Here is an 11,130-nt window from a genome sequence, read left to right on the forward strand (position 1 = left end):
GCCGTGCTGGTCGCCGGGCTCGACGGCATCGCGCAGCAGCGCGATCCCGGCAAGCGCCTCGACATCAACATGTATGTCGACGGCCACAAGCTGAAGGGGGCGCAGAAATTGCCGCTCAACCTGCTCGACGCGCTGCGCGTGCTCGAGACGTCGAAGGTCCTGCGGGCGGGGCTGGGCGATGCCTTCGTCGACAGCTATCTCAAGCTGAAACACGACGACTGGAACGCCTACGCCCACCACCTGACCCAGTGGGAACGCGACACCACCCTCGACTGCTGAGGGCGCGTGACATGCAAGGCCGTCCCCGGCGTCGCCCCGATGACGCCGGTCAGCCGGTGTCTGCCGGCAAATCGGTTTTTTCTGGCCGGAAGCCGCGCCGGTCGCGGCAATTTTCACCGGCGCCGGGGCTTGACCTTCCGGCGCCGTCAGGCTCTTTGGCCGGACGTGCCGATGGCGAGTGGTGTGCGATGCCCGATACCGAAGCGATTCTGACCCTGTCCTGCCCCGACCGCCCGGGCATCGTCGCCCGGGTCTCGACCTATCTGTTCGAGAATGGCGGCAACATCCTGGAAGCCCATCAGTTCGACGATACCGAAACAGGCCGCTTCTTCATGCGCGTCGTCTTCGCCCTGGTGGGCGAGGGGGCGACGATCGAGGGATTTCGCAAGGGCTTCGCCGCGATCGCCGCGGATTTCGCCATGGATTGGACGCTGCGGCCCAAGGGCGAGCGCCGCAAGGTGATGATCCTGGTCTCCAATTCGGATCACTGCCTGGCCGACATCCTCTACCGCTGGCGGGCCGGCGGTCTGCCGATGGAGATCGTCGGCATCGTCTCGAACCACCCGATCGAGACTTTCACCCATCTCGATTTCGACGGCATTCCCTTCCACCACCTGCCGGTGACCAAGACCACCAAGCTCGAGCAGGAGGCGGCGATCTGGGCCCTGGTGCGCGACAGCCAGGCGGAACTGGTGGTCCTGGCGCGTTACATGCAGATCCTGTCGGACGGGCTCGCTGCAAAGCTTTCGGGCCGCTGCATCAATATCCACCATTCCTTCCTGCCGGGCTTCAAGGGCGCCAAGCCCTATCACCAGGCCCATGCGAGGGGCGTCAAGCTGATCGGGGCGACGGCGCATTACGTCACCTCGGACCTCGACGAAGGCCCAATCATCGAACAGGACGTGGAGCGGATCAGCCATCAGGACAGCCCGGACGACTTGGTCGCCAAGGGCCGCGACATCGAACGCCGGGTGCTGTCGCGGGCGATCGCCGCCCATCTCGAAGACCGGGTCCTGCTCAACGGGCGGAAGACCGTGGTCTTCCGCCACTGAGGCCGTGATCGGGGCCGGCGGGCCGGCCCCGAAATATCAGAAGTGCACTTCGGCGACGAATTCCGGCACGCTCGCCTCGGTGCCGGGCGTGGTGAATTTCGGATCGTTGCCGAATTTGTTCTTCCACCACTGATAGCCGAAGCCGATGTAGACGGTCTTCGGCAGGTTCATCGGCGCGCCGACGTCGAACATCAGCGCGGTTTCGAGCAGGACTTCGGTCGTGGTGTCGTTGCCGAAACCATCCTTGCCCTTCGGGCCGATGATGTTCATGAAGCCCTTGAAGGTCACCGGCGTCGCGATGTCGAGCGGCAGGGGAATGCCCCAGGCCGTTTCGATGCGCCAGGTCGGGTCGAATTCGACCCCCTTGCCCACGATTCCGTTGTGGTTGTGCTCGGTGCCCAGCAGGATGCCCAGATTCCAGAAGCCCGGCACGTCGAAGCTGATGCTCGGCCCGATCACGAATTTTCGCACCCTGGCGTTGAACTGATCGTCCTTGTAGGAGAGGTCGCCGCCGAAGGTCAGGCCGATGTCGCGGATGAAGCCGCCATAGGTCGTGCCGAAGATCTTCGACGAGCTCAAGGTCTCGCGGAAGACCGCATAGATTTCCTTGTTCTGCCGCGCATCGGGGCCGTGGTCGGACTCGTCGTCCTTGTAGAGGTCATAGAGCAGATCGACGTTGATGAAATTCGTGCCGTATTTCCAGCCCGAGACATGCTGGAACTGGCCGATGATCTTCTCGACGTCGGCAGTATTGGCCGGCTCCTGGAAGCCGGCGCCATAGCGCAAGCCGACGAAAGTGTCGCTCCACTGGAACAAGCCCTCGGCCGAGGCGGCACCCGCTGTGCCGATCAGGGCCGCCGCTGCCACGGCCGCCCCTGAAATCAGGCGGCGAAGGCCGCCTTTGGAAAGTTCACGCACCCCCATTGCACCACTCCTTGCGTAGGTTTGCCTCTGCTTCCGCCGGCGCGATTGCCGGCGGCGATCCCTGTGCCACCTAGCCGTCTTCCCCTAGTTCGACGCCTCTTGCCGGGCGTCCTCGCACAATTTGTCAATTCAGTTTCAATGATTGTGCCACTTCTGCAGGCGCTCGTGCATCTTCGCTAATTCATTGTTTAATAAAGGAAAAATAGGACGCGATAATTTCTCTTCGGATTTCTCCGGACGCTCATTTCCAAAAAATGTGCAAAATATAGGCATATTGCCGTATTTGCATACATTTCACTTGGGATGAAAAGTGCCGGCGCCGGAAGGCACCGGCGATCTCAGACGTGTTCGCTGGCGGCGGCTCCGGCGGCGGCTTCCGCCTCCGCCTCTTCAGCTTTGCCGAGCCCGTTGAAGAAGAGGTTGAGCAGGATCGCGACGAGGGCGGCGAGCAGGATGCCGGACTCGAGCAGCGGGTGCAGGCCGTGGGGCAACTGCTTGAAGAAATTGGGGGCGACCAGCGGGATCATGCCGAAGCCGACCGAGATGGCGACCACGAACTGGTTGTTCGGCCGGCTCTTGAAATCGACCTGGGACAGGATGCGGACGCCGGTCGCCGCCACCATGCCGAACATCACGATGCCGGCGCCGCCCAACACGACCTGGGGCACTGCCTCGACCAAGGCGGCCAGTTTGGGCACCAGGCCGAGGGCGATCATGATGGCGCCGCCCGCCGCGGTGACGAAGCGGCTGCGCACCCCGGTGACACCCACGAGGCCGACATTCTGGGAGAAGGACGTATAGGGGAAGGTGTTGAAGATGCCGCCGATCAGGGTGCCGAGGCCGTCGGCCCTGAGCCCCTTGGTCAGGGCGGCGCGGTCCACCGACTTGCCCGTGATCTCGCCGAGCGCCAGGAACATGCCGGTCGACTCGATCATCACGACGATCATGACGAGGCACATGGTCAGGCTGGAAACGAGGTCGAAGCTGGGCGTGCCGAAGGCGAAGGGCAGCACGACGTCGAACCAGGGGGCGGCCGCGACCTTGTCGAAATTCATCAGCCCGGCGAGCGAGGCGATCGCACCGCCGACCACGATGCCGATCAGCACCGCGACATTGCGCAGGAACCCCTTGCCCCATTTGGTCAGGCACAGGATGACGACGAGGACGAAGAGGGCGAGGGCGAGGCCGCCGGGCTGGCCGTAGCCGGGATTGGCGAAATCGCCCAGTTCCTTCACCGGCGCGTCGTTCACCATGCGCTCGGCCATGGCCTTCAGGGTGGGCAGGCCGCCGCCAGCCCAATTGATGCCGACCCGCATCAGGCTGATGCCGATCACCAGAATGATGGTGCCCGTCACCACGGGCGGGAAAAAGCGCAGCAGGCGCGAGACGAAGGGCGCCACCAGGAGGCCGAAGACGCCCGCAACGATGACCGCGCCATAGATGCCGAGCAGGCCGAGGCTCGGGTCGTTCGCCATCGCCAGCATGGGGCCGACCGAGGCGAAGGTGACGCCCATCATCACCGGCAGGCGGATGCCGATCCCCGGCAGGCCGAGGGACTGGATCAGGGTGGCGACGCCGCAGGCGAAGAGATCGGCATTGATCAGGGCCGAAACCTGCTCGGGCGAGAGCTTCAGGGCGCGGCCGATGATCAGCGGCACGGCGACGGCGCCGGCATACATCACCAGGACGTGCTGAAGGCCGAGGGTGAGGAGACGGGGCGCCGGCAGGCGCTCGTCGACGGGATGGACGGTGGCGGTCATCGGCGGGTCACCTCGGCTTCAATTGGCGGCTGTCTGCCCGCGGTCTTCGATCCAGCGGGCCAAGGTCCTGCGTTCCTCCAGCGTCATTTCGGTGATGTTGGCCGGCGGCATGGCATGGGTCCAAACCGCGGCGATATAGATCTGCGAGGCATGGGCGGCGATCGCCTCCGGGCTGTCCAGGAGGACGCCCTTGGGCGGTACCGTGATGCCTTCCCAGACGGGTTCCTTGGCATGGCACATGGAACACCGCCCGGCCACGATGTCGGCCGCCTCGGCAAGGGCGACCGGGGCCGCGGCGGCGGCCGGGGCGGGGATCAGGCCGGAAGTCGCGGCCGGGTCGGCCGGCGTCGCCCGGCTGAGCGCCACGATGATCAGGGCGCAGACGCCCGCCACCCACCAGGTCCACCAGGGCGCCGGCAGGCCCTTGTGCATGGTGTTGAAGAAATGCCGGATGGCCACGCCCATGACGATCAGGAAGGCCAGGATCAGCCAGTTCAGAGAGCCGCCGTAAGCGAGCGGGTAATGGTTCGAGATCATCACGAAGACGACGGGCAGCGTGATGTAATTGTTGTGCATCGAGCGCTGCTTGCCGCGCTTGCCCAGCGCCGGATCCGGCGCCTCGCCCCGCATCAGGGCCGCCACCACTTTCCGCTGGTTCGGGATGATGATCATGAAGACATTGGCCGCCATGATCGTGCCCATCAGGGCGCCGGCCTGCATGAAGGCGCCGCGCGACGAGAACATCTCGGTGAAGAGGAAAGTGGTGCCGACCACGAAGCCGAAGCCGACCAGGGCGAGCAGCCCGTCGTGCCGGCCGATGGGCGAACGGCACAGACCGTCGTAGATCACCCAGCCGAGGATCAGGGCCAAGACGCTGAGGCCGATCGCCTGCCAGGTCGAAAGATCGAGCACGGCTTTGTCGATCAGATAGAGCTGGGCGCCGAAATAATAGACGAAGATCAGCAGGGCGACGCCGGAGAGCCAGGTGGCATAGGCTTCCCATTTGAACCAGGTCAGTTCTTCCGGCATATGCGCGGGCGCCACCAGGAATTTGACCATGTGGTAGAAGCCGCCGCCATGCACCTGCCAGGCTTCGCCATAGGCGCCGGCGGGCAGGCCTTCCCGCGGTTTCAGGCTGGAATCGAGGTGCACGAAATAGAAGGAGGAGCCGATCCAGGCGATCCCGGCGATGACGTGGAGCCAGCGAATGCCGGCGCCGATCCACTCCCACACAATCGGATCCATTCCGACCTCCGCCCCTGCACCCCGCGCCAGTTCTCTTGCGCTGCAATATTGCTACAGTTGCGTTGCGCAAAGAAAAGCCTTTCACTGCGACAGGACCTTCAAATTTTCGCGAAGAATGGAGGGGCCGCTCTTGGCGCTGATCGAGAACATAAGGGTCTTCGTGCGGGTGCTGGAACTCGGCAGCCTGTCCGCTGCCGGCCGCCACATGCGCCTGTCGCCCGCCGTGGTCAGCCACCGGCTGCAGCAGCTCGAATCCCACCTGGGGGTGCGCTTGTTGAACCGCACCACCCGCCGCGTCCGCCCGACCGAGCATGGCTCCGCCTTCTATGAAGCCTGCCAGGACGTGCTGGCGACCTTGGAGCGGGCGGAAGCGACGGTGGCCGATGCCGGACGCCTGCCGCGCGGCACGCTTCGCATCACGGCGCCGCTCGGCTTCGGGCGGCAGTTTCTGGCGCCTTTGCTGCCCGATTTCCGCGAAGCCCATCCCGAGGTTTCGGTCCAGCTCCGCCTTTCCGACCATGTCATCGACCTCCTGGCCGAGGGCATGGATGTCGCGATCCGCATGGGCAACCTGGCGGATTCGAGCCTGATCGCCCGGCGCATCGCCGATTGCCCGCAGGTCGTCTGTGCCGCGCCGGACTATCTCGCCCGCCATGGCGAACCGGCGGAGCCGGCCGACCTGCTGAAGCACGCCTGCCTGATCCTGCGCCTGCCGGGGGCGCGGCCGGTGCGCTGGGTCCTGTCCTCGCCCGACGGGCCGGTGACCTTGGCGGTCTCAGGCCCGGTGGATGCCGATTTCGGCGAGATCCTGACCGAATTCGCCCTTCGCGGGCACGGCATCGTGATGAAGCCGCTGTGGGAAGTGGCTGATTACCTGCGCGAGGGGCGGCTGGTCCCCGTGCTGCCGGATTTCCCGCCGCCGCCCATCTCCGTCTCGGTGGTCTATCCCCACCGTCGCCTGGTCGCGGCCAAGACCAGGGCTTTCGCCGATTTCATGATCGACCGAGGGGCCGCCGCGATCCAGGCGGCACTCGGCACAGGCGCTCAGTCGTCCGCTGCCTGAGCCAGGAGGACGGTCAGCAGTTCGGCGGCGACCAGGGCGGCGATCACCGCCGGCCGCTTGTCGCGCACGGTGGCACCGCCGATCGGGCAGGTCAGGCGCTCGAGCAGGGCGGCATCATGGCCATGGGCGAGGAAGCCCCGGCCGAAGCGCGCCTTCTTGGTGCCCGAGCCGATCATGCCGATATAGGCGAAATCGGGCCGCAACAGGGCCGCCTCGGTGATCGCGAAATCGAGCGGATGGTCGTGGGTCGCGACCACCACGGCAGCGCCCGGTGGCGCCGCCTCGATCGCCGCCAGCGGATCCTCGCTTGAGGCCTGTTCCGGCGCCTCGCGCCGCTGGTCGTACCAGGCGACCCGGACGGGCAGGAGTTGCAGCGCGTCGACCAGGGCCATGCCGACATGGCCGGCGCCGAACATGAGCACGGTCGGCAGCCCGGCCGCCTCCGCCGCCTCGTCGGCCGCCAGGCGGTCGATCACGGTCGGATTGAGCGCGATCAGGGCGAGCACGATATGGCCGCCGCAGCATTGCCCGACCGCGGGGCCGAGGGGCAGGCTCATGATCGCCTGGGTATCGCCCGAGGCCATCATGGCACGTGCGCGGGCGATCGCCGCCCATTCCAGACGCCCGCCGCCGATGGTGCCGTGGATCGCCGCCTCGTCGACCAGCATGCGGGTGCCGGCGTCCCGGGGCGTGGAGCCGCGCGCCTCGCGCACCGTGACCAGGACGGCCGGGACCCCCGCCGCCGCCAGCCGGCGGGCGATGGGGGCCAGTCTCTCGCTCATCCCGCCCGCGCTTTCAGGGCAGTGATGGTGCTCAGCACCCGTTCCGGCGTCGCCGGTGCGTCGAGCCCGGGGCACAGGCGATAGTCGGCCAGCGAAGCGATCGCGTCCGACAGGGCGTGGAGCACGGAAAAGCCCAGCATGAAGGGCGGTTCGCCCACCGCCTTGGAGCGGAAGACGGTCGGCTCGGCATTCTCCTGGGCGGCGAGCAGGGCGACCTCGAAATGCATCGGCCGGTCGCCACAGGCCGGGATCTTGTAGGTCGAGGGCGCATGGGTGCGCAGCCTGCCCTTGCCGTCCCACCACAATTCCTCGGTGGTCAGCCAGCCCATGCCCTGGACGAAGCCGCCCTCGACCTGGCCGATGTCGATCGCCGGGTTCAGCGACTTGCCGACATCGTGCAATATGTCGACGCGGGTTACGCGATATTCGCCGGTCAGCGTGTCGACCGCGACCTCGGAACAGGCGGCGCCATAGGCGAAATAGTAGAAGGGCCGGCCGCGCCCCGCCGCCCGGTCCCAATGGATCTTGGGCGTCTTGTAGAAGCCCGAGGCGGAGAGCTGGACGCGCGCATTGTAGGCGCGCTGCACGAAATCGGCGAAGCTCAGCACCTCCGCCCCGATCTCCACCATGCCGCCGGCGAAGCGGACACTCGCGGCCGGGACCTGCCAGCGTTCGGCGGCGAAGGCGGTGAGCCTGTCCCGGATCTGGCGCGCCGCCGATTGCGCCGCCATGCCGTTCAGGTCCGAGCCGGAGGAGGCTGCGGTGGCCGAAGTGTTCGGTACCTTCGAGGTATCGGTCGCGGTGATGCGGACGGCATCGACGGAAAGGCCGAATTCGCTCGCCACCACCTGGGCCACCTTGACGTGCAGGCCCTGGCCCATCTCGGTGCCGCCGTGGTTCAGCATGATCGAACCGTCGGTATAGACATGCACCAGGGCGCCGGCCTGGTTGTATTGGGTCGCGGTGAAGGAAATGCCGAATTTGACCGGGGTCAGGGCGATACCTCGCTTGATCACCGGGCTCTTCGCATTGGCCTCACGAAGGGCGGCCTTGCGGGCGGCATAGTCGCATTTCGCCTCAAGCTCTTCGATGATGCGGGGCGCCACATTGTCTTCGATCGTCTGGTGATAGGGGGTGACGTTGCGCGTCTCGTAACCATAGAGATTGCGCTTGCGCACCTCGAGCGGGTCGAGCGCCAGGGCATAGGCGATCTCGTCCATCACCCGCTCGGCCATCGCGACACCCTGCGGCCCGCCGAAGCCGCGGAAGGCGACGTTGGAGACCGTGTTGGTCTTCAGCGGCAGCGAGGTGAAGCGGCACGCCGGGTAGTAATAGGCATTGTCGGCATGGAACAGGGCGCGGTCCGTGATCGGGCCGGAAAGATCGGCCGAATAGCCGCAGCGCGCGGCGAACAGGCCTTCGATGCCCAGCACATGGCCTTCGTCGTCGAAGCCCACCTTGTAGTCGATGGCGAAATCGTGGCGCTTGCCGGTCACCACCATGTCGTCGTCACGGTCGGGGCGGAATTTGGCCGGGCGCCCGGTCTTGCGGGCCATCATCGCGGCCAGGCAGGCGAAGACGTTGCCGCTGGTCTCCTTGCCGCCGAAGCCGCCGCCCATGCGCCGCATCTCGACCGTGATGCAATGGAGCGGCACGCCGAGGGTTTCCGAGACCATGTGCTGGATCTCGGTCGGGTGCTGGGTCGAGCAGAGGATGCGGATCTCGTCGCCTTCGCCGGGGATCGCCAAGGCGATCTGGCTCTCCAGATAGAAATGCTCCTGCCCGCCGACCACGACCCGGCCTTCGAGGGTGCGGGGGGCGGTGGCGAGGGCTGCCGCGGCCTCGCCCCGGTTCAGCGTCATCGGCGTGCAGACCAGGGCGCCGAGCGGCCGCGCCGCCTCGATGTCGGCGGCAAAGGGCAGGTCCTCGTATGTGACCTTGGCCAGTCGGGCGGCGCGGCGGGCGGCGTCCCGCGTCTCGGCCGCGACGACGAAGAGCGGATGGCCGTAGAACAGCACTTCGTCCCGGGCCAGCAGCGGTTCGTCATGGGCGTGGACCGGGCTGATGTCGATGCCGTCCGGAATATCCGCCCCGGTCAGTACGGCGACCACGCCGGGGGCCGCCGCGACGGCGGAGATGTCGAGCGCCAGCACCCTGGCATGGGCGCGTTCCGCGAGGCCGAAGGCGAGATGCAGGGTGCCCGGCAGGTCCGGCACGTCGTCGACATAGAGGGCGCTGCCGCTGACATGGCGGGCGGCGCTGTCGTGGGTGGTGCTGCGGTGGACGGCCATGTCAGACATTCTGCGCCACTCCCCGCTTGTCCCACAGCCGCGTTTCTGCGCCGTTGTCGGTGACTTCGACCAGCAGGCGGCGCAGCATGTTCTGCGCCACCGTCAGGCGATAGGCGGCACTCGCCCGCATGTCGGTCAAGGGCGTGAAATCCGCCGCCACGCCTGCCATGGCAGCAGCGACCGAGGCTTCGGAAAGCGGCTGGCCGACCAGCGCCGCTTCGGCCTTCGGGCTTCGCTTCGGGGTGCCGGCCATGCCGCCATAGGCGATCCGCGCCGTGGTCACCGTGCTGTCTTCGATGGTCAGGCAGAAGGCGCCCATGACCGCCGAAATATCCTGGTCGAACCGCTTCGAGAGCTTGTAGGCCTTGAAGATCTGGCCCGGCACCGGCCGCGGGATAGAGATTTCGGCGACGAATTCGCCCGGCGCGCGGTCCTGCTTGCCGTAATCGACGAAGAAATCCTCGATCGGGATTTCGCGCGTTACCGCACCCTTGCGCAGGCGCAATTTGGCGCCGAGGGCGATCAGCATGGGCGGCGTGTCGCCGATCGGCGAGCCGTTGGCCACATTGCCGCCGATCGTGCCGGCGTTGCGGATCTGGGTCGAGCCGATGCGCCGCACGGTCGAACCGAAATCGGGCCAGGTCCAGCCCAGCAGGGCGAGCGCCTCGCTATAGGTGACGCCGGCACCGATGTCGATCGAGGCGGGTGTTTCGGTGATCCTGGCGAGGTCGCGCGCCCGGCCGAGCCAGACCAGGGGATCGGGCCGCCGCAGGTGCTTGGTGAGCCACAGGCCGACATCGGTTGCCCCGGCGACGATGGTGGCGGCCGGATATCGTTCCATCACCGCGGCCAGGGCGTCGGCGGAGGCGGGAGCGAAGAACTGCCGCCCGTCACCGAGGCCGAGCACGAGGTCGGCACCGTCGTCGAGCGATTGCAGGGTTGCCAGCGTCTCGGCCGCGGCGGCGTCGAAACGGTCGGGCGTGGCATCGTCCACGATCTTCCGGGCGGCGCGGGCGATCGGGGCATAGCCGGTGCAGCGGCACAGGTTGCCGGCCAGCACTTCGTCGATCGCCTGGTCGTCCGTCTCCGGCCCGAAGCCCGATTTGCTCATGGCGAAGAGCGACATGACGAAGCCCGGCGTGCAGAAGCCGCATTGGGCGCCGTGGGTCTCCACCATGGCCTGCTGCACCTTGTGCAGGCAGGTGGGGGCGGGGGCCAGGTCCTCGACCGTGATGAGCTGGGCGCCGTCGAGCGTGCCGAGCGGCTGGATGCAGGCGTTGACCGCCTGATAGGTCAGCGCGCCGTCGTCCCCCGGGCGCGCCACCACGACCGTACAGGCACCGCAGTCGCCCTCGGCGCAGCCTTCCTTGGTGCCGGTGCGATGCTCCGCGAGGCGGAGATAGTCGAGCACGGTGCCGGTCGGATCGACCGTGGTCAGCGCGCGCGGCTGGTCGCCCAGCAGGAAGCGGAGGGTGGAACGGGTCGCCATCTCAGCTCCCCCGATAGGTCGAGAAACTGTAGGGCGAGGCGAGCAGGGGCACATGGTAATGTGCCGCCTCGTCGGCGATGCCGAAGCGGATCGGCACCAGGTCGAGGAAGGCGGGTTCCGGCAGGCTGACGCCGCGCGCGCGGAAATAGTCGCCGATGTGGAAATCGAGCTGATAGGTGCCGGCGGTGAAATCGGCGCCGGCCAGCAGGGGCTGGTCGCTCCGCCCGTCGGCGTTGGTGGTGACG

Annotated in this window: 9 protein-coding genes and 1 pseudogene; 3 read left to right on the forward strand and 7 right to left on the reverse strand. The window is 67.0% G+C overall.

The window, feature by feature from the left end; all coding sequences use genetic code 11:
* Positions 1-279: pseudogene (locus tag WC493_RS19135) on the forward strand (type III glutamate--ammonia ligase); the annotation flags it as partial.
* Positions 280-467: 188 nt separating this feature from the next.
* Complete coding sequence (gene purU / locus WC493_RS19140) at positions 468-1,331, forward strand: formyltetrahydrofolate deformylase (protein ID WP_373067447.1); 864 nt, start codon at positions 468-470, stop codon at positions 1,329-1,331.
* Between the two features lie 36 nt (positions 1,332-1,367).
* Here purU and WC493_RS19145 read toward each other — a convergent pair whose 3' ends face one another.
* From WC493_RS19145 to WC493_RS19155, 3 genes are all read right to left on the reverse strand, one after another.
* A complete protein-coding gene (locus tag WC493_RS19145; RefSeq protein ID WP_373067449.1) occupies positions 1,368-2,255 on the reverse strand; it encodes a hypothetical protein in 888 nt (295 codons plus the stop codon).
* Positions 2,256-2,593: 338 nt separating this feature from the next.
* Positions 2,594-4,015, reverse strand: coding sequence for a nucleobase:cation symporter-2 family protein (locus WC493_RS19150; protein ID WP_373067451.1), 1,422 nt, complete (start codon positions 4,013-4,015; stop codon positions 2,594-2,596).
* A gap of 18 nt (positions 4,016-4,033) precedes the next feature.
* Positions 4,034-5,260: a urate hydroxylase PuuD gene (locus WC493_RS19155; protein ID WP_373067454.1), complete on the reverse strand. Its 1,227-nt coding sequence runs from the start codon at positions 5,258-5,260 to the stop codon at positions 4,034-4,036.
* A gap of 130 nt (positions 5,261-5,390) precedes the next feature.
* On the opposite strand from WC493_RS19155, the gene WC493_RS19160 reads away from it, so the two are divergent.
* Positions 5,391-6,323 (forward strand): LysR family transcriptional regulator, encoded by a 933-nt coding sequence (locus tag WC493_RS19160; RefSeq protein ID WP_373067456.1) that lies wholly within the window; start codon positions 5,391-5,393, stop codon positions 6,321-6,323.
* Here the strand turns inward: WC493_RS19160 and xdhC are convergent.
* The 4 genes from xdhC to uraH all read right to left on the reverse strand — a co-directional run.
* Positions 6,305-7,105 (reverse strand): xanthine dehydrogenase accessory protein XdhC, encoded by an 801-nt coding sequence (gene xdhC, locus WC493_RS19165; RefSeq protein WP_373067459.1) that lies wholly within the window; start codon positions 7,103-7,105, stop codon positions 6,305-6,307. The genes WC493_RS19160 and xdhC overlap by 19 nt on opposite strands.
* A complete protein-coding gene (gene xdhB, locus WC493_RS19170) occupies positions 7,102-9,405 on the reverse strand; it encodes a xanthine dehydrogenase molybdopterin binding subunit (RefSeq protein WP_373067461.1) in 2,304 nt (767 codons plus the stop codon). The genes xdhC and xdhB overlap by 4 nt, the downstream gene beginning before the upstream one ends.
* Positions 9,398-10,885, reverse strand: coding sequence for a xanthine dehydrogenase small subunit (gene xdhA, locus WC493_RS19175; protein ID WP_373067463.1), 1,488 nt, complete (start codon positions 10,883-10,885; stop codon positions 9,398-9,400). Before xdhA ends, xdhB begins: the two co-directional genes overlap by 8 nt.
* Position 10,886: 1 nt before the next feature.
* A partial coding sequence (gene uraH, locus WC493_RS19180; protein WP_373067466.1) for a hydroxyisourate hydrolase occupies positions 10,887-11,130 on the reverse strand: 244 nt, incomplete at its 5' end.

The organism is Zavarzinia sp. (genome assembly GCF_041650655.1).
In the GTDB taxonomy this organism is placed as follows: domain Bacteria; phylum Pseudomonadota; class Alphaproteobacteria; order Zavarziniales; family Zavarziniaceae; genus Zavarzinia.

Excerpts from the sequence above, each read along its gene's own strand:
- purU (WP_373067447.1), top strand. The coding sequence starts at position 468 with ATGCCCGATACCGAAGCGATTCTGACCCTGTCCTGCCCCGACCGCCCG.
- WC493_RS19145 (WP_373067449.1), bottom strand. The coding sequence starts at position 2,255 with ATGGGGGTGCGTGAACTTTCCAAAGGCGGCCTTCGCCGCCTGATTTCA.
- WC493_RS19150 (WP_373067451.1), bottom strand. The coding sequence starts at position 4,015 with ATGACCGCCACCGTCCATCCCGTCGACGAGCGCCTGCCGGCGCCCCGT.
- WC493_RS19155 (WP_373067454.1), bottom strand. The coding sequence starts at position 5,260 with ATGGATCCGATTGTGTGGGAGTGGATCGGCGCCGGCATTCGCTGGCTC.
- xdhC (WP_373067459.1), bottom strand. The coding sequence starts at position 7,105 with ATGAGCGAGAGACTGGCCCCCATCGCCCGCCGGCTGGCGGCGGCGGGG.
- xdhB (WP_373067461.1), bottom strand. The coding sequence starts at position 9,405 with ATGTCTGACATGGCCGTCCACCGCAGCACCACCCACGACAGCGCCGCC.
- xdhA (WP_373067463.1), bottom strand. The coding sequence starts at position 10,885 with ATGGCGACCCGTTCCACCCTCCGCTTCCTGCTGGGCGACCAGCCGCGC.